This is a genomic window from Pseudomonas sp. RA_15y_Pfl2_54 (genome assembly GCF_963971015.1).
Lineage (GTDB): Bacteria > Pseudomonadota > Gammaproteobacteria > Pseudomonadales > Pseudomonadaceae > Aquipseudomonas > Aquipseudomonas baetica_A.
In genome coordinates this window covers 97,455-115,108 of the sequence record NZ_CAXAPN010000022.1, presented here as the reverse complement: position 1 = coordinate 115,108, position 17,654 = coordinate 97,455, and the positions used below count along the sequence as shown (strand labels likewise).

Below are 17,654 nucleotides of genomic sequence, written 5' to 3'. Positions count from 1 at the left end.
CCGTGGGCACGCTGACCTTCAAGTTGCCCAAAGCCTGGATCAGCGAAAACAAGGGGCGTACGGTCAACCTGACTTACACCTACAAGGTCGGCGGTGTCGGAAATCTGATTACCTCGTCCCCACTGAGTATCCGCGTGGTCAGCGCGCAGGGCCAGAGTGTGTTCAAGGTGGTCGAAGCCCCGGCGGGCGAGTTGAATGCCGATACGCTCGGCACCGAAGCCAACGTACAGGTCAGTTATCCGAGCCTGGCGCCAAAGGATACTGTCGGTGTGCGCCTGACCGGTGTGGCGTTGCGTGATGCGCCAATCCAGACCGTGTTCACCGTGGGCACGCTGACCTTCAAGTTGCCCAAAGCCTGGATCACTGAAAACAAGGCACGTACGGTCAACCTGACTTACACCTATAAAGTGGGCGGTGTCGGGAATCTGATCACTTCATCTCCCTTGCCGATCAAGGTGACAGGTGTTGCCGCTCCGGGCGACGGCCCACGGGTTGCAAATGAGTTGAACGTACAATATTCGACGACCAGTAATACCTGTCCGAGCAATTCCAGTCTGGGAGCATGGTACTGCGCCGGGGTACTGATTCGCACAGTTGATGATTCGACGGCATTTCATGCCTGGAACCCTAGTCCGGGCGCCGAAAAACTAGGCGGGGTGTCATTCAGCTACATGAAGACGGGTATTGGCATGAATCAACTGCAAGGTAGTCGAACCCAGGGTTTTGTTCTGGAAACGGGGCAGAACTTTACCGTCAATGGGGGCTACCCGCTTCAAGTCCTGTGTTCATACCCCTACGATGGGGGCACTTTGATTCGTAGTGCAGCCGGCTGCGGGGCTGCGAGCAATTTCCCGAGCAGCAGTGTTCCATGTGCTGCTCAAGGCCTCACGACACTGACGACCTGGCGTGCGCACTTCCGGCAGTATCCAGCCAGCAGCACCAACCGCTATCACCATCAATGCAGTTTCGGTGTGGATAGGGCGGGGTTCGCACTCAGTTTACTTTCGCGGGAAAATCCAGCGGGTGAACTGGCTTCGTGGCGACAAAACGAGGTGATGATTAAGACCTGGCCGCAGAACATTTCGAATCTGCCGATCAAGGCGTTCATCTACTTCAATACTGCGAGCCGGGCGGTCGGTGTGGAAGGAGCGAAGAATATTCAGCGGGACTTCTTGAAAACGACAGGTAGACGTATTCCTGTCATTAAAGTCTCGCCCCATGCAGCGAACATCTTCAGTTACTCCGATGCCGATCAAGGGATCTAGGACAAAAAATCGGGCGCCATATCCGTCGCGGGACAGATATGGCGCCGGGTTGTTCAGGCGGTTTTCCAGGTGATCTCTTCTTCACCATCAGCGCTGATGCGCATCCAGCGATCCGCCGTTTCCTCGCCTTCTTCCTCGACCCACGTCCCCGGTGCACAACGCACTTCGACGTTCAGCGCAGCAAACGCGGCGCGGGCGCAGGCGATGTCGTCGTCCCATGGGGTCGCATCGCTTTCCAGGTACAGGCTGTTCCACTTGCCCACGGCTTTGGGCAGCCAGGTCACCGGGATGTTGCCGGCCTTGCACTTGTAGGTCTGGCCTTTCTGTACCCAGTCGCTGCACGGGCCCAACGCTTCACCGAGCCAGGCGGAAATGGCTTTGTGGTCGACGTCGGCGTCTTTCAGGTAAATCTCGATATCCGGTTGGCGCATGGATGTCCTCACTGCGGGTCTGAAAAATCCATTCGCGGATTTAGCCGGCCCCGGGCACTTGCCCGAGACCAAAAGTTATTGAAGAACGAAATAATCGTAGCGCATCGACACGGTGGTCACGAACGGCTCGGCCTGTTCGATCACCGCCGTGCGGCGTTCGGCACTGGCGCGCCAGCCGTGGGGTGTCATCGCCAGGAGGTTGGCGCGATCCTCGGGTTTGTCCAGCGTCAGCTTGAACTCCAACGTCTCACTGTGTGCCAGTGCCATGCCTGACGGCACCAAGGCCAGATGCTTGTCGTCGGTGTATTCGCGAACCTCGTCGTAAAGACGTTCGCGCAGTTCCATCAGATGGCCGCTGGTCGGGCCGACTTTCATCAGGCCGCCACCGACGCTGAGCAGGCGCTTGGCCTCTTCCCAGTCCAGCGGACTGAAAACACTGGCGAGAAACTGGCAACTGCCCGCCGCCAATGGCACGCGGGCCATGCTGGCGATCAACCAGGTCAGTTGCGGATTGCGTTTGCACGCGCGTTTGACCGCTTCGCGAGAGATGTCCAGCGCGTAGCCATCGGCATCCGGCAGGGCTTCGGCGATTTGCGCGGTGTAGTAACCCTCGCCACAACCGATATCGACCCAGCGCGCCGGTGCGTAACTCGCTGCCAGCTCGGCCAGACGCTTGGCCACCGGCGCGTAATGCCCGGCGTTCAAGAAGTCGCGGCGCGCCTCGACCATCGCCTGATTGTCGCCAGGGTCGCGGCTGTTTTTGTGCTGCACCGGCAACAGGTTCAAGTAACCCTGGCGTGCACGGTCGAAGCGATGCCCGGCGGGGCAGACCACGCCGTTGTCCACCGCGTTCAGCGGCTCACTGCAGATCGGGCATGCCAGCATCAGGCGAGCAACTTGATCAGGGTCTGGTAGTAGATCTCGGTCAGCACGTCGAGATCGGCGGCCAGTACGCGCTCGTTGACCTGGTGAATGGTTGCGTTGACCGGGCCCAGTTCAACGACTTGGGTGCCCATGGTCGCGATGAAACGGCCATCGGACGTGCCGCCGCTGGTGGACGCCTTGGTCTCGCGGCCGGTGATGTCCTTGATGCTCGACGACACCGCGTCGAGCAGCGCGCCCGGCTCGGTGAGGAACGGCAGGCCGGACAGCGCCCAGTCGATGTGCCAGTCCAGATCATGCTTGTCGAGGATGTCGGCCACGCGCTTTTGCAGGCCTTCAACGGTCGATTCGGTGGAGAAGCGGAAGTTGAACACCGCCACCAGATCGCCCGGAATCACGTTGGTCGCGCCGGTGCCGGAGTTGACGTTGGAAATCTGGAAACTGGTCGGCGGGAAGAAGTCGTTGCCGTGGTCCCAATGCTCGGCGGCCAGTTCAGCCAGGGCCGGCGCCGCGAGGTGAATCGGGTTCTTCGCCAGATGCGGGTAGGCGACGTGGCCCTGAATGCCTTTGATGGTGAGTTTGGCGCCAAGCGAGCCGCGACGGCCGTTTTTCACCACGTCGCCCACCAGTGTGGTGCTCGACGGTTCGCCGACGATGCACCAGTCCAGACGCTCTTTGCGCGCCGCCAGACGCTCAATCACAGCCTTGGTGCCGTGGTGCGCCGGGCCTTCTTCGTCGCTGGTGATCAGAAACGCGACCTTGCCCTTGTGATTCGGGTAATCGGCAACGAAACGCTCAGCGGCCACGGTCATCGACGCCAGGCTGCCTTTCATGTCTGCCGCGCCACGGCCGCAGAGCATGCCGTGTTCATCGATCACCGCATTGAACGGATCGATCTGCCAGGCGGTCACCGGGCCGGTCGGCACCACGTCGGTGTGACCGGCGAAGCACAGCACCGGGCCGTCGTTGTTGCCGTGGATGGCCCAGAAGTTATCCACATCTTCGATGCGCATCGGCTCCAGCGTGAAACCGGCATCGCCCAGGCGCTGCATCATCTGCTTCTGGCAATCGGCGTCGACCGGCGTCACGGACGGACGGCGGATCAGGTCGATGGCGAGTTGGAGGGTCGGCGAAAGGTCGGCGTGGGCCGTCATGGAGAACTCCGGAGATCATGAATGTGGGCGCGGACTAAATGTGGGAGCGGGCTTGCTCGCGAATGCATTGTGCCAGTCAACATCAACTTTTAATGACACACCGCATTCGCGAGCAAGCCCGCTCCCACAGGGATACAGTCCGGTCAGTCAGACCGCGTATCACGCCAAGCCCCGCAAAATGGCGGTTATCTTAAAGCAAAACGGCGACCATTGGCCGCCGTTTAGTGCATCGATGAGTATTTAGACGACCGGTGCCGGCTCAGGCGTCGCGGCAGGTTTTGGCAGTGACGACAGGAACGCCATGATCAGCGCCGCCAGATACGGCAGCGACTGCACCAGCAGCATCGCCACCCAGAAGCGCATGTCGTTGCTCGGAATGCCTTGCACCAGGAAGATCCCCAGCGCCGCGCCCCACAACAGCAGCATGATGAACAATTCTTCCCGTGCTTCGGAAATCGCCACCCAGAAGCCGTGGTTGTCGGCGTTTTTCGGCGTGCGGAAGAACGGAATGCTGCTGGTGAAGAAGCCGTACAGCACCGCTTTGGCGATGGTGTGCGACAACGCCAGCCCGGCCAGTGCCGCACAGAACGCATCCTTGAGGTTCACGCCCACCGCGCGGCGATACAGGAAGATGATCTTGCCGACCTTGAACACGAACAGCGCCAGCGGCGGGATTGCGAAAATCAGCAGCGGCGGGTCGACCCGTTGCGGCACGATGATCATCGCCGCCGACCACAACAAAGCGCCGATGGTGAAGAAAATGTTCATCCCGTCCGCGACCCACGGCAACCAGCCCGCGAGGAAGTGGTAGCGCTGGCCGCGAGTCAGTTCGGTGTCCTGGCCGCGCAGCAGACTGCGGGTATGGCGCTTGATGATCTGGATGGCGCCATAGGCCCAGCGGAAACGCTGCTTCTTGAAGTCGATGAAGGTGTCCGGCATCAGACCTTTGCCGTAGCTGTCGTGGTAATACGCCGCCGACAGGCCTTTTTCGAACACGCGCAGACCCAGTTCGGCGTCTTCACAGATGCACCAGTCGGCCCAGCCCAGTTCTTCCAGAACCGAGCGACGGGTCATGGTCATGGTGCCATGCTGGATGATCGCGTCACGGTCATTACGGGTGACCATGCCGATGTGGAAAAAACCTTTGTACTCGGCGTAGCAGAGTTTCTTGAAGGTGCTTTCGTTCTGGTCGCGATAATCCTGCGGCGACTGCACCACGGCGATTTTCGGATCGGCGAAGTGCGGCACCATGTGCTTGAGCCAGTCAGGGTGCACGCAGTAATCGGAGTCGATCACGGCGATCACTTCGGCGTCCTTGGCGGTGTGCGGGATCAGGTAGTTCAGCGCGCCGCCCTTGAAACCTGCCAACGGCGCTACATGGAAGAACTTGAAGCGCGGGCCGAGGGTTGCGCAGTAGTCGCGCACCGGTTCCCACACCGCCGGGTCCTTGGTGTTGTTGTCGATGATCAGGACTTCGAAGTCCGGATAGTCGAGGTTGGCCAAGGCGTTGAGGGTCTGTTTGACCATCTCCGGCGGCTCGTTGTAGCAGGGCACATGGATCGACACTTTAGGTCGGTAGTCCGAATCGCCGATCACCGGCAGGAATTCTCGTCGGCGCTTGTGAGTCCACACCGCTTCGGCCAGTTCATGCGCCTCGGTGAGCAACACGATGAACACCCCGAGCGCACCCAGCGCCAGGAGGAAACCCACCGTCAGGCTGAACCAGGTGCTGTATTGCTGGCTGTAGTCGTAACCGATCCACACCAGAACCGAACCGCAGAGGAACGCGATAAAGGTCAGGAAGGTACGGCCACGCTGGCGCAGGGCCGAGCCGTCGATCATCAGCAGCGTCAGCGAGAGCAGCGCCAGCACCACCGAACCGATGGCCAGCACGCGCCATTGCGGAATCGCCACCACTGGGCCTTCAAAGTTGAATTTTTGCTGACGCGCCGCGTTGAACACGCCCCAGTACGCGCCGACCGACCCCTCGTCACTGGCCTTCCACGGCTGATCAAAGGCTTCGATCACGAAGTAGTTGAAGCCCTGGCGGTTGAGTTTGTTGACCAGCGTGCGCAGGTAGATCGCCTGATCCGCCGGCGACGCGTCGGCGCCACCGCGCATGCGACCGTTGCTCGGCCAGCCCACTTCGGACAGCAGCAGCGGTTTTTTCGGGAACATCTTTTTCAGGTCGCGGGCACGGTCGAAAACGAACTGTCCGGCCTTGTCGACGGGAATGAATTCCCAGTACGGCAGCACGTGCGCGGCGATCAGGTCAACGTGCTTGGCCAGTTCCGGGTGTTCTTCCCAAACGTGCCATTGCTCGGAGGTGGTCACCGGCACTTTCACGGCTGCGCGTACGCGATCAAGCAACACGCTCAGTTGCTCGGCAGTGATTTCCTTGCGGAAAATCGCCTCGTTACCGACCACCACCCGAACCACGCTGCGCGAAGTGTTGGCCAGTTCGATGGCGCGCTGGATCTCCCGCTCGTTACGTTCCTGATCGGGGCTTATCCAGATCCCGAGGGTCACGCGTAAACCGAATTCTTCAGCCAGTTTCGGGATGTCTTGCAGGGAGCCGTCGACCGAGTAGATGCGGATGTTGTCCGTCAGCTTGCTCATGATCTCCAGGTCGCGGCGCATCTCCTCATCAGACGGATACTGATCCTTCTGTGGGTATTGTCCCTGCTGAAATGGCGAATAAGAGAAACCGGCGATCTGCTCCGGCCAGTTCGGTGCAGAAACCGGGCGATTGATCAGCGCCCAGAAACCGGTGAACAGGGCGGCGATTGCCAGAACCACCACCAGGTTGAGTCCAAATTTACGCGATGACATAGCTGTTTCGGGTTCCAAAGGCTGTGGAACGGAGGATCGGTCGGCTGTACGCCAGAGGGGCGCGCATCCTACACCGGCAGTTCGCCAGTCGTACATCGGACAGGGAAATGACTGACATTGGGCAACCGGCGTTGACTTAAGTTCTTACACTTGTAGCTTGAAGCTTAAAACTTGTCGCTGCGTAGCCCTATAATGCGCGCCGGTTTTTGGGGTAATGGTCATGAGTACAGAAGATCCACGGTTTGCAGGCATCGCCCGTTTGTATGGCATCGAAGGCCTGGAGCGTCTGCGCGCCGCCCATGTGGCGATCGTCGGCGTCGGCGGCGTCGGTTCCTGGGCGGCGGAAGCCATGGCCCGTTGCGGCGTGGGTGAAATCTCGCTGTTCGACCTGGACGACGTCTGCGTCAGCAACGCCAACCGGCAGTTGCATGCGCTGGACAGCACCGTCGGCAAACCCAAAGTCGAGGTCATGGCCGAGCGCCTGCGCGGGATCAATCCCGACTGCACCGTGCACGCGGTGGCGGATTTCGTCACCCGCGACACGATGGCCGAATACATCACGCCAAACATCGACTGCGTGATCGACTGCATCGACGCGGTCAACGCCAAGGCTGCGTTGATCGCCTGGTGCAAACGCCGCAAGATCCAGATCATCACCACGGGCGGCGCGGGCGGGCAGATTGACCCGACGCTGATTCAGGTCTGCGACCTGAACCGCACGTTCAATGATCCGTTGGCCTCGAAAGTGCGCTCTACGTTGCGCCGCGATTACGGTTTTTCGCGCACCGTGACCCGTCACTACAGCGTGCCGTGCGTGTTCTCCACCGAACAACTGCGCTATCCGAAGCCTGACGGCAGCATTTGTTTGCAGAAGAGCTTTGTCGGCGACGGCGTCAAACTGGACTGTGCCGGTGGATTTGGCGCGGTGATGATGGTGACGGCGACGTTTGGCATGGTCGCGGCAACCAAGGCTGTGGACAAGCTTGTGGCGGGTGTTCGGCGCCCGGCTGACCGAGTCAAACCTCAGGTTTGATGCAGAGGCTGATGGCCCCTTCGCGAGCAAGCCCGCATTGGGATGCGTTCCCCTGTGGGGGCAAACTTGCTCGCGAAGGCGATCAAACAGCCAACGCATTCATCCGCTTGAGCACGGCATTCAAGCCGTTACTGCGCGACGGTGAAAGCTGGCGCGAAAGCCCCAACTGGCTGAACCAGTCCGGCAAATCCACCTGCTGCAATTCATCAGCAGTCAACCCGTTGACCCGCACCAGCAGCAACGCCACCAACCCGCGAATCATCCGCGCATCGCTGCTGGCGCTGAATTGCCAGTAACCGTCCTGCAGTTTGCCCACCAGCCACACTTGGCTTTCACAACCATGCACCCGGTTGGCATCGTTTTTATCCGCATCGCCCAGCGGCGGCAGACGATCACCGAACTGCATCAGCAACCGCGCCCGCTGTTCCCAACCGGCAGCATTCTGAAAGGTTTGCAGCGCTTGCGCGGCGGCGATCGGCAGGCTCATCGCAACAATTCCAGCGCCTGATCCAGCGCTTCAAAAAAGCGCTCCAGATCTTCGGAGTCGTTGTACAGCGCCAGCGATACGCGAATCGCCCCAGCGAGCTCGAAGCTTTTGAGCAGTGGCATGGCGCAGTGATGCCCGGCGCGCACGGCAATGCCTTGCTCGGTGAGCAGGTGCGCCAGATCGGCGTTGTGCACGCCTTCGACGACAAAACTGGCCAGCGCCAGTTGCGGCGAGCCCAGCACGCGAATGCCGTTGCGAGCGGCGAGGCCGCACAGCAGATAATCATGCAGCGCCGCTTCGTGAGCAGACACCGCGTCCTGATCCAGCCCAGCCAGATAATCGAGGGTCGCCCCGAGGCCGATCACACTGGCAATCGGCGGCGTGCCCGCCTCGAAACCCAGGGGCGCCGGGCGGAAGCGCGCGTCGTGATAATTGGCTTCCAGCACCATTTCGCCGCCGAACTGCCACGGCTTCAGGTGTTCAAGCGCCTTGTTGCGCCCGAACAACACGCCGAGGCCATCAGGGCCATACAGCTTATGGCTGGAAAACACATAGAAGTCGCAACCGAGGGCCTGCATGTCCTGCCGACCATGTACCACGCCCTGGGCGCCATCGACCACGGTCAGGGCGTTTTGCGCCTTGGCCATGGCCAGCAACGCGGGCAGTGGTTGCCAGGCGCCGAGCACGTTGGACAACTGACTGACCGCCAGCAATCGGGTGCGCGGGGTGATCAAACGCACTGCCGCCGCGAGGTCGATCAAACCGTCGTCATCCAGCGGCAGGATCACCAGTTTCAGATCGCGACGTTGCGCCAGTTGCTGCCACGGCAGCAGGTTGGCGTGATGCTCCAGGGCGCTGATGACTATTTCATCGCCCGGATGGAAAAGATGTTCCAGGCCATAAGCCAGGAGATTCAGCGCACTGGTGGCGCCGTGGGTGAAGATGATCTGCCCGCTGTCACCGGCATTGAGCCACTGGGCAACCTTGAGGCGACTGTCTTCGAACGCTTGCGTGGCATGGGCGCCGGGCAAGTGCTGCGCACGGTGCACATTCGCTGCACCGTTGGCGTAGTAATGCGCCAATGCGTGGAGCAGGGCCTGGGGTTTTTGCGTGGTGGCGGCGTTGTCCAGGTAAGTCTGGTCTTGCCGTTGCAGTGCGGCGATGGCCGGGAAGTCGGCGCGCCACGGGGAGGGAATCATCATCTGTTCAGCCCTGTGAATTTGGGCGGGGTTTACGCCAGACCCTGCGGGAGCGGGCTTGCTCGCGAAAGCGTAGTGTCATTCAGCACTGCTGTTGAGTGACAGGACGCCTTCGCGAGCAAGCCCGCTCCCACAGGGGATCGGGTGGCTGCTTAGTTGTGAGCGTGCAGCGCTTCGTTCAGTTCGATGGCCGACTTGTGGGTTTTGCACTCCACGGCACCGGTTTGCGAGTTGCGACGGAACAGCAGGTCAGTCTGACCGGCCAGCTCGCGGGCCTTCACCACCTTGACCAGATTGTTGTGCTCGTCCAGCAGCGCCACCTTGGTGCCGGCGGTCACGTACAGGCCCGACTCGACGGTGTTGCGGTCGCCCAACGGGATACCGATACCGGCGTTGGCGCCGATCAGGCAGCCTTCGCCGACCTTGATCACGATGTTGCCGCCGCCCGACAGGGTGCCCATGGTCGAGCAACCGCCACCCAGATCCGAACCCTTGCCGACGAAGACGCCAGCGGATACACGGCCTTCGATCATGCCCGGGCCTTCGGTGCCGGCATTGAAGTTGATGAAACCTTCATGCATGACGGTGGTGCCTTCGCCCACATAGGCGCCCAGACGCAGGCGCGCGGCATCAGCGATACGTACGCCGGCCGGAACGACGTAGTCGGTCATTTTCGGGAATTTGTCCACCGAGAACACTTCCAGCAACTCGCCACGCAGACGGGCTTCGAGTTGCATTTCGGCCAGTTCGCTCTGGTCGATCGCGCCCTGGCTGGTCCAGGCAACGTTTGGCAGCAGCGGGAAGATCCCGGCCAGGCTCACACCGTGCGGCTTGACCAAGCGGTGGGACAGCAGGTGCAGCTTGAGGTAAGCCTCTGGCGTCGACGTCAGTTGTGTATCTTCGGCCAGTACGGTGGCGACCAGCGGCTTGTGGCTCTCGGCCAGACGGGTCAGCAGTTTGCCTTGAACGGCGTCGATGCCTTTGACCGCTTCAGCCAGTTGCGCAGCCTGCGCGGTGGTGAAGGTGATGGCCTGGTTGCCTTGGGTGTAACCGAGGATCGGCGCAACAGCCGCGACCAGTTCTGCCGACGGGTTGAGCAGTGGCTGTGCGTAGAACACTTCCAGCCATGCGCCTTGACGGTTTTGTGTGCCGACGCCGAAGGCGATGCTGAACAGGGAGTTGGACATGTGAATACCTCTAGCAATAAGTGACGGGCTGCTTTACTTGAGTGGGGCCGCGTAGATATCTGGCTTGAAGCCAATCAGGGTTCGGTCACCGAGATCGAGCACCGGGCGCTTGATCATCGAGGGTTGAGCGAGCATCAGTTCGATGGCTTTCGATTGGTCGAGATCGGCTTTGCGTTCGTCGTCGAGTTTGCGAAAGGTCGTGCCTGCCCGGTTCAACACCGTTTGCCAGCCGTGCTCGTCACACCATTGGGTCAGGTGTTCACGGTCGATACCGGCAGTTTTGTAATCATGGAAGTCGTAGCTGACAGCGTGTTCATCGAGCCAGGTGCGCGCCTTTTTCATGGTGTCGCAGGCTTTGATGCCGAAAAGGTGCAACGTTTTACTTGAAACGGTCAAGGAATCGCCCCCTTTACAGGTGCTGGAAAAAAATGGTCCGGGATTATGCCATGCCCCTTCGGGTAAAGCGCAAAACCTGTGGGCGCGAGTTGGCGAGACTGCGACGTAGGTGCAACGGTCACGCGCATCCTAAGCGGCTAATATGGCAGTTCAACGCTGTCGATCTCCTGAGATTTGTGCTTTATGCAAACTGCCTACACCGTCCTGATCCTGCTGATGCTGGTCAGCGTCTCGCGTTTGCTCGGACGGGTCATCCCGTTGCCATTGCCTCTGGTGCAAATCGCCGCCGGTGCCTTGCTGGCCTGGCCGACGCTGGGTCTGCATGTGGCGCTCGACCCGGAGCTGTTCCTGTTTTTGTTCCTGCCGCCGCTGCTGTTTTCCGACGGCTGGCGCATGCCCAAACGCGAGCTCTGGCATCTGCGGGGGCCCATCCTGACGCTGGCGGTGGGGTTGGTGCTGTTCACCGTGGTCGGCGCCGGGTACTTCATTCATTGGTTGCTGCCGACGATTGCGTTGCCCGTGGCTTTTGCTCTGGCAGCCGTGTTGTCGCCAACCGACGCCGTGGCCGTCTCGGCTATTTCGCAGAACCGCCTGCCGACGCCGCTGATGCACATGCTTCAAGGCGAGGCACTGATGAATGATGCGTCGGGCCTGGTGACGTTCAAGTTCGCCTTGGCGGCAGCCGTCACCGGAGTGTTCTCGCTTGCCAATGCGAGCCTGGACTTTGTCGTGGTGGCAATCGGCGGGCTGGCCGTTGGCGTGGCATTGAGCTGGTTGGTCGGGCGCGGGCGCGCCTGGATGATCGCCCGTGGCTGGGATGATCCGGCCACCCATGTGGTGTTCATGTTGTTGCTGCCGTTCGCCGCGTACGTTTTGGCTGAGCGCCTGGGTGTGTCGGGCATTCTTTCGGCGGTGGCGGCGGGGATGATGCAGAGCTGGCTCGACCTGCTGCCGCGCCAGACCAGCACCCGACTGCTCAATCGCAGCGTCTGGTCGCTGCTGGAGTTTGCCTTCAACGGCCTGATCTTTCTGCTATTGGGCTTGCAGTTGCCGGACATTATCAAGGCGGTGGTCAGCCATGAGCCGACGCTGTGGCCAACGTTGTTTTATCGCTGCCTCGATGTGGTGGCGATTTTCCTGGCGTTGGTGCTGCTGCGGTTTATCTGGGTGCAAAGCATCTGGCGGTTGTCCGTGCTGCTGCGGCGTTTGCGTGGCAAAGGTGAGCTGACACAAGTGCCCACCGCCCGTTCCTGCTGGTTGTTGACCGTCGGCGGTGTGCGCGGGGCGGTGACACTGGCGGGCGTGATGTCGGTACCGATGTTGATAGGGGCGCACGCATTTCCTGAGCGTGATCTGCTGATCTTCATCGCTGCCGGCGTGATCCTGCTGTCGTTGATATCGGCCTGCATTGTGCTGCCGCTGTTGCTGCATGGAATCCAGAAGAGTCCAGACGACAAACGCCGTCAGGAAGTCCGCGATGCCTGGCGCCAAACCGCTGAAGCGGCCATTCATGCGCTTGAAACCGAAGAGTTCCCCCCGCAGGACGCTGCACAAGCGGCGTTGGCGGCAGAGCTCAAGGCCCGGATCATGTCCGAATATCGCCATCAACTGGACGTGTTCAATGATTCCGCCGAAGCGCAGGCGCTGGCGTTCCAGATGGATCTGCTGGAACGTCATTTGCGTGTGAAGGCACTGCGGGCGCAGCGCCTTGAGCTCTATAGCCTGAGTCGCCATCACCGGATCGGCGATGACGTGCTCAGGGAAGTGCTGGCTGACCTGGACTTGAGCGAGGCGAATCTGGGAAAGATCAAATAGGCAGTTGGCGATAGTTGATGGGGGGGTAGGTCTGACTTGCAAACAACTTGTCGCCTTCGCTGAGTGTTGTATTTATTTTTGTCTGCCAATTCGACAAGGTCATGAAGTCTGGTATGTGGTAGTGCATGACGGAGTCTTTATCGTACTTGCCAAAAGACAGTGTTTGGGTCGGGTCAACATCAAAGAGATTAAGGTTGACTCGTGCTTTGGTCCAGCCGAAGTTGGTTTTGAAGAAGTTATAAACTACCGGTTTGTTCCACGGAATATTGGCCTGGGGGTGCAGGTGCGCATGATGAAAGCCCAAAGCATGACCAAACTCATGAAGCAGTGTGCGCTCAAAATCAAAGTGGTCCGGTTCTACTCCGATGCACAGGGTCGGAAGGTCAGCGTGGATGTTGAGTGCTTCTGTCCCCATGGTCGAGTAGCTATCCTTGCCGCCCACAGCGATGCGAATTTCCCCCTTGTCATCCGCCACGATTTCAAAGGCCAGACTGACGTAAGGCTCCCATTGGCGAATGATCCTTTCGATTCGGTCTCTCAGGTCAACAGGAACATCGTGGGCGAAAGAGATTTTAAGGGTGCTGGCGTTTTCCCAGAAATAGTTGGCATAAGCGACTGAGCGCTTGTGACGTCCTTGAGACAACGGTTGTACCCGGTCTTCGGTATGTTCTTCATTGATCGAGTCAGTGCAGTTGTTTTTATTCTGCAGCTTCAGTTCTACATAGTGGAATATTTGCATGATCAACATCCGTGTTGGTTGTGAATGTCTGTCCTGATCCATTGGACAAACCTGTTTAAGCGGATGCGAAGATAATCTGGTTGGGCGTTCTTTGGGGGCAGATGTTGTAACTTTATGCTGGATCCACGTTCCGCTATTGCATTTTTTTCAGGGTTTGGAGTATTGGCGCACAGGGATAACTCAGGGCGGCCGGACAGGAGACTGTTGATGGGGTGAATGTGTAACTTTTAATCAGGCCGTTGCGCCAGGTTGCCTGGCGCAAGACTTGGACAGTTACTGCTTGCGAGTAATAAAAGCGCGAATCCGCTCAGCCGCTTCAACGCATTCTGCCAAGGGGGCTACCAGCGCCATGCGCACGCGGCCAGCCCCAGGGTTGACGCCATCCACTTCCCGGGAGAGATAGGAGCCCGGCACCACAGTCACATGTTCTTCGGCAAACAGGTCACGGCAAAACGCCGCGTCATCACCTTGCACATTCGGCCACAGATAGAAGCTGCCATCCGGGCGCTGCACATCCAGCACCGGGCTGAGGATCTCCAATACGGCATCGAATTTCTCGCGGTACAGCGCACGGTTGGCACGTACATGCACTTCGTCATTCCACGCGGCAACGCTGGCCAGTTGGGTTTGTACCGGCATCGCACAACCGTGGTAGGTGCGATACAGCAGGAAGCCTTTGAGAATGTCGGCATCGCCGGCGACGAAACCGGAGCGCAGCCCCGGCAGGTTGGAGCGCTTGGACAGGCTGTGGAAGACCACGCAGCGTTTGAAGTCCTTGCGGCCCAGTTCTACGCAAGCAGTGAGCAAGCCCGGCGGGGGCGTCTGTTCGTCGAAGTACAACTCGCTGTAGCACTCATCGGCGGCGATCACGAAATCGTATTCGTCGGCCAGGGCGATGAGTTTTTTCAGCGTCTCGACCGGGATCAGCGCACCCGTCGGGTTACCCGGCGAGCACAGGAACAGGATCTGGCAGCGCGTCCAGATGTCCGGCGAGACGGCATCGAAGTCGGGGTTGAAACCGTTCTCGTCCAGGCACGGCAGGTAATGCGGCTTGGCACCGGCGAGGAAGGCGGCGCCTTCGTAGATCTGATAGAACGGGTTCGGGCTGACCACCAGTGCGTCGTCACCCCGGTTGACCACGGTTTGGGTGAAGGCAAACAGCGCCTCACGGGTTCCGTTGACCGGCAGCACGTTGCGCGCCGGGTCGATCCAGCCGGTGGGCACGCCGAAGCGGCGCTCGCACCAGCCGGCAATGGCTTCGCGCAGCGCCGCAATGCCGAGCGTGGTCGGGTACACCGCCATCTGATCCAGATTATTGGCCAACGCCTCGGCGACGAAGCTTGGCGAGCGATGCTTCGGTTCACCGATGGACAGCGCGATCGGGCGCTTGTCCGGATTCGGCGTGACGGTGCCGAGCAGGGCGCGCAGCTTTTCGAAAGGGTAGGGCTGGAGCTGGTTCAGAGCGTTGTTCATTCGTGCAGGGTCTCAATGCAAAGCAGATTAATCCGGGCGCGCAGTCAGATGCTGATGCGCGACAGTTTGATATCGGGTTCCTGATTGACGCTCAGATGTTCGACGATCGCATCCTGCAAACGGCTGCACAGCAGCGGATCGGATAACGGCTGATTGTGCGCGTCGGTGATGAAGAACACGTCTTCCACCCGTTCGCCCAGCGTGGCGATCTTGGCGTTCTGCAGTGACAGGTCGAACTCGAGGAATATCCCGCCAACGCGCGCCAGCAGTCCTGGCCGGTCGGGCGCGGTGAGCTCCAGCACCGTCACCGGTCGCTGGGCGTCGTTGTGGATCGTCACCTGCGGCGCAAAGGCAAAGTGCTTGAGCTGGCGTGGTACCCGGCGCTGGATGATCGTCGGGTAGTCGTCCGGGTTGCGCAAGGCTTCGGTCAGGCCTTCGCGGATCTGCTTGACCCGGGCCGGGTTGTCGCCGATCGAGTCGCCATCGGTGTCGAGCACGATGTAGGTGTCGAGGGTGAACTGGCTGCTCGAGGTGATGACCCGGGCATCATGAATGTTCAGGTTGAGCTGGTCCATCGCCGCCACGGTCACGGCAAAGAAATCGTGCTGATCGGGTGCATAGATGAAGATCTGCGTACCGCCCTCGAACTCGCGTTGGGTGGTTTCCTTGATCAGCACCAGTGGGCCACCATCGGTGGGCTGCTGGAGAATTGCATCGCTGTGCCAGGCCACATCGCCTGCTGTGTGACGCAGGAAGTAGTCATCGCCCAACTGCGCCCACAATTGCTCGACATCGTCCGGATCGGTGCCGCCGCGCACCAGGATGTCCAGGGCCGCGCTCTGGGTCTGGCGGATCTGCTCTTCGCGATCCACCGGGTTCTCGAGGCCTCGGCGCAGGGCGCGTTTGGTCTCGGTGTAGAGTTGGCGCAGCAGGCTCGCGCGCCATGAATTCCAGAGTGTCGGATTGGTCGCGTTGATATCGGCGACCGTCAGCACATACAGGTAGTCGAGGCGGGTTTCGTCGCCGACGGCCTGAGCGAAGTCGTGGATCACTTGCGGGTCGGACAAGTCTTTACGTTGGGCCGTGGTCGACATCACCAGGTGGTTCTGCACCAGCCAGACGATCAGACGGCTGTCCCATACCGGTAACTGATGACGCTGGCAGAACGCCTCGGCATCGACCGCACCGATTTCCGAGTGATCGCCATGCCGGCCCTTGCCGATGTCGTGGTACAGGCCGGCGAGGTAGATCAGCTCCGGTTTGGGCAGCTTGCCCATGAGCTTGCTGGCCAGCGGGAATTTTTCCGATACCTGGGTGTACTGCAACTTACGCAGGTGTTTGATGAGGTTCAGGGTGTGTGCGTCGACCGTATAGATGTGGAACAGGTCGTGCTGCATCTGCCCGACGATAAAGCCGAACTCCGGCAGGTAGCGCCCGAGAATGCCATAACGGTTCATCCGCCGCAGGTTTCGGTGGATGCCGACCTTGCACTTGAACAGCTCGATGAACAGGCTGGTATTGCGGATATCGTTGCGGAAGTTGTCGTCGATCAGGTGACGGTACTCGCGCAGCAAGCGAATGGTGTCGGCACGCACGCCTTTGATTTCAGGCTGCTGAGCCATCAACACGAAAATTTCGAGCATGGCGAACGGCGTGCGGCGGAATACATTGTCACTGCGCGCCTCGATATAGCCGTCGTGCAGTTGGAAGCGCGAGTTGATCGGTTGCGGCGGTGCTTCGTCCTCCGGTGCGAGAATGACCTCTTCGAAGTGCTGGATGATCAAGTCGCTGAGCTGGGCGATGCTCATCACTACGCGAAAGTACTGTTGCATGAAGTTTTCGACGGCCTGCTTGGCGTCGTCACCTTCAAAACCCAGTAACCCGGCAATGGTGCGTTGATAATCGAACAGCAGACGGTCTTCAGAGCGTCCGGCCAGCATGTGCAGGGCGTAACGCACCTTCCACAAAAACTCCTGCGAAGAGGCGAGCAAGGCGTTTTCGCTCTCGACCAGGAAGCCTTCGCCGGCCAGCGCGCGCAGGTTGAGAGTGCCGTATTGACGACGGGCAACCCAAAGAATCGTCTGAATGTCCCGCAGTCCGCCGGGCGAGCCTTTGACGTTGGGTTCCAGGTTGTATTCGGTGTCGTTGTACTTGTGGTGGCGAGTCTTCTGTTCGGCGCGCTTGGCCAGAAAGAACTCTTTGGCTGGCCACATGTGCGCGGTACTGGTGACGTCCAGCATGCGCTGGCGCAAACGCTCGGGGCCGCAAATGGTGCGGCTTTCCATCAGGTTGGTGACCACTGTCAGGTCGGCGCGGGCTTCTTCGGCGCATTCATCGACCGAGCGAACGCTCTGACCGACTTCGAGGCCGATGTCCCACAGCAAAGTCAGAAAACGCTCGATGGAATCGCGGAAAACTTCGTGATCGGCGCTGTCCAGCAGGATCAGCAGATCGATGTCCGAGTAAGGGTGCAACTCCCCTCGGCCGTAGCCGCCGACCGCGACCAGCGCGATATCGGCGTCTTCACTCCAGTTGAACTGCTCCCAGGCCTTTTGCAGGATGTTGTCGACGAACCAGGCGCGGTCTTCGATCAGCCGGCGGATGTCACGGCCGCAGCGAAAACGTGTGTCGAGCACCTCGCGGGCCTGGCGGATAGCCTTCTTGAACGCCGCTATGGGGCTCGCTTTCAGGGCCAGTTCAGCCTGGAACTGGCCGCGGTCGAAGAGTTCGGGATCCACCTGCGGCATCGATTGGCTTTCCT

The 17,654-nt window shown here is 60.1% G+C and carries 13 protein-coding genes and 1 pseudogene; 3 read left to right on the top strand and 11 right to left on the bottom strand.

Annotated elements, in window-relative coordinates:
* A pseudogene (locus AACY50_RS17460) lies at window positions 1-1,265 on the top strand (hypothetical protein); the annotation flags it as partial.
* 53 nt (window positions 1,266-1,318) lie between these two features.
* Here AACY50_RS17460 and AACY50_RS17455 read toward each other — a convergent pair.
* The 4 genes from AACY50_RS17455 to AACY50_RS17440 all read right to left on the bottom strand — a co-directional run bounded on the left by AACY50_RS17455 (window position 1,319) and on the right by AACY50_RS17440 (window position 6,564).
* Window positions 1,319-1,696 (bottom strand): hypothetical protein, encoded by a 378-nt coding sequence (locus AACY50_RS17455; protein ID WP_339430531.1) that lies wholly within the window; start codon window positions 1,694-1,696, stop codon window positions 1,319-1,321.
* A gap of 75 nt (window positions 1,697-1,771) precedes the next feature.
* Complete coding sequence (locus AACY50_RS17450) at window positions 1,772-2,581, bottom strand: putative RNA methyltransferase (RefSeq protein ID WP_339430532.1); 810 nt, start codon at window positions 2,579-2,581, stop codon at window positions 1,772-1,774.
* Complete coding sequence (gene dapE, locus AACY50_RS17445) at window positions 2,581-3,732, bottom strand: succinyl-diaminopimelate desuccinylase (RefSeq protein WP_339430533.1); 1,152 nt, start codon at window positions 3,730-3,732, stop codon at window positions 2,581-2,583. The genes AACY50_RS17450 and dapE overlap by 1 nt, the downstream gene beginning before the upstream one ends.
* A 240-nt stretch (window positions 3,733-3,972) precedes the next feature.
* Window positions 3,973-6,564 (bottom strand): glycosyltransferase, encoded by a 2,592-nt coding sequence (locus AACY50_RS17440; RefSeq protein ID WP_339464333.1) that lies wholly within the window; start codon window positions 6,562-6,564, stop codon window positions 3,973-3,975.
* A 220-nt stretch (window positions 6,565-6,784) separates the two neighbouring features.
* Between AACY50_RS17440 and tcdA the strand changes: the two genes are divergently transcribed.
* Window positions 6,785-7,597 carry a tRNA cyclic N6-threonylcarbamoyladenosine(37) synthase TcdA gene (gene tcdA / locus AACY50_RS17435; protein ID WP_401160484.1) on the top strand — a complete coding sequence of 271 codons (813 nt, stop codon included), beginning with the start codon at window positions 6,785-6,787 and terminating at the stop codon, window positions 7,595-7,597.
* A gap of 82 nt (window positions 7,598-7,679) precedes the next feature.
* Here tcdA and AACY50_RS17430 read toward each other — a convergent pair whose 3' ends face one another.
* The 4 genes from AACY50_RS17430 to AACY50_RS17415 form a co-directional block, all read right to left on the bottom strand.
* Window positions 7,680-8,084, bottom strand: a complete 405-nt coding sequence (locus AACY50_RS17430; protein ID WP_339430536.1) for a SufE family protein — start codon at window positions 8,082-8,084, stop codon at window positions 7,680-7,682.
* The gene (locus AACY50_RS17425; protein WP_339464334.1) at window positions 8,081-9,286 is read right to left on the bottom strand and encodes an aminotransferase class V-fold PLP-dependent enzyme; all 1,206 of its coding nucleotides are present in this window, start codon (window positions 9,284-9,286) and stop codon (window positions 8,081-8,083) included. The genes AACY50_RS17430 and AACY50_RS17425 overlap by 4 nt, the downstream gene beginning before the upstream one ends.
* Before the next feature lie 149 nt (window positions 9,287-9,435).
* Window positions 9,436-10,470: a 2,3,4,5-tetrahydropyridine-2,6-dicarboxylate N-succinyltransferase gene (dapD, locus tag AACY50_RS17420; RefSeq protein ID WP_339430538.1), complete on the bottom strand. Its 1,035-nt coding sequence runs from the start codon at window positions 10,468-10,470 to the stop codon at window positions 9,436-9,438.
* 33 nt (window positions 10,471-10,503) lie between these two features.
* Window positions 10,504-10,866 (bottom strand): ArsC family reductase, encoded by a 363-nt coding sequence (locus tag AACY50_RS17415; protein ID WP_339538900.1) that lies wholly within the window; start codon window positions 10,864-10,866, stop codon window positions 10,504-10,506.
* Between the two features lie 183 nt (window positions 10,867-11,049).
* On the opposite strand from AACY50_RS17415, the gene AACY50_RS17410 reads away from it, so the two are divergent.
* Window positions 11,050-12,681 carry a Na+/H+ antiporter gene (locus AACY50_RS17410; protein WP_339430539.1) on the top strand — a complete coding sequence of 544 codons (1,632 nt, stop codon included), beginning with the start codon at window positions 11,050-11,052 and terminating at the stop codon, window positions 12,679-12,681.
* Here AACY50_RS17410 and AACY50_RS17405 read toward each other — a convergent pair.
* From AACY50_RS17405 to AACY50_RS17395, 3 genes are all read right to left on the bottom strand, one after another.
* Window positions 12,674-13,420 carry a M12 family metallopeptidase gene (locus tag AACY50_RS17405; RefSeq protein ID WP_339430540.1) on the bottom strand — a complete coding sequence of 249 codons (747 nt, stop codon included), beginning with the start codon at window positions 13,418-13,420 and terminating at the stop codon, window positions 12,674-12,676. The two genes, AACY50_RS17410 and AACY50_RS17405, sit on opposite strands and share 8 nt — an antisense overlap.
* A 273-nt stretch (window positions 13,421-13,693) precedes the next feature.
* A complete protein-coding gene (gene dapC / locus AACY50_RS17400; protein WP_339430541.1) occupies window positions 13,694-14,893 on the bottom strand; it encodes a succinyldiaminopimelate transaminase in 1,200 nt (399 codons plus the stop codon).
* Between the two features lie 44 nt (window positions 14,894-14,937).
* Entirely contained in the window at window positions 14,938-17,640 is a 2,703-nt protein-coding gene (locus AACY50_RS17395) for a [protein-PII] uridylyltransferase (RefSeq protein ID WP_339430542.1), read from the bottom strand.
* Window positions 17,641-17,654: the final 14 nt, after the last annotated feature.

Excerpts from the sequence above, each read along its gene's own strand:
- AACY50_RS17430 (WP_339430536.1), bottom strand. The coding sequence starts at position 8,084 with ATGAGCCTGCCGATCGCCGCCGCGCAAGCGCTGCAAACCTTTCAGAAT.
- AACY50_RS17455 (WP_339430531.1), bottom strand. The coding sequence starts at position 1,696 with ATGCGCCAACCGGATATCGAGATTTACCTGAAAGACGCCGACGTCGAC.
- AACY50_RS17405 (WP_339430540.1), bottom strand. The coding sequence starts at position 13,420 with ATGCAAATATTCCACTATGTAGAACTGAAGCTGCAGAATAAAAACAAC.
- dapE (WP_339430533.1), bottom strand. The coding sequence starts at position 3,732 with ATGACGGCCCACGCCGACCTTTCGCCGACCCTCCAACTCGCCATCGAC.
- dapC (WP_339430541.1), bottom strand. The coding sequence starts at position 14,893 with ATGAACAACGCTCTGAACCAGCTCCAGCCCTACCCTTTCGAAAAGCTG.
- AACY50_RS17450 (WP_339430532.1), bottom strand. The coding sequence starts at position 2,581 with ATGCTGGCATGCCCGATCTGCAGTGAGCCGCTGAACGCGGTGGACAAC.
- AACY50_RS17440 (WP_339464333.1), bottom strand. The coding sequence starts at position 6,564 with ATGTCATCGCGTAAATTTGGACTCAACCTGGTGGTGGTTCTGGCAATC.
- AACY50_RS17410 (WP_339430539.1), top strand. The coding sequence starts at position 11,050 with ATGCAAACTGCCTACACCGTCCTGATCCTGCTGATGCTGGTCAGCGTC.
- AACY50_RS17395 (WP_339430542.1), bottom strand. The coding sequence starts at position 17,640 with ATGCCGCAGGTGGATCCCGAACTCTTCGACCGCGGCCAGTTCCAGGCT.
- tcdA (WP_401160484.1), top strand. The coding sequence starts at position 6,785 with ATGAGTACAGAAGATCCACGGTTTGCAGGCATCGCCCGTTTGTATGGC.
- dapD (WP_339430538.1), bottom strand. The coding sequence starts at position 10,470 with ATGTCCAACTCCCTGTTCAGCATCGCCTTCGGCGTCGGCACACAAAAC.
- AACY50_RS17425 (WP_339464334.1), bottom strand. The coding sequence starts at position 9,286 with ATGATGATTCCCTCCCCGTGGCGCGCCGACTTCCCGGCCATCGCCGCA.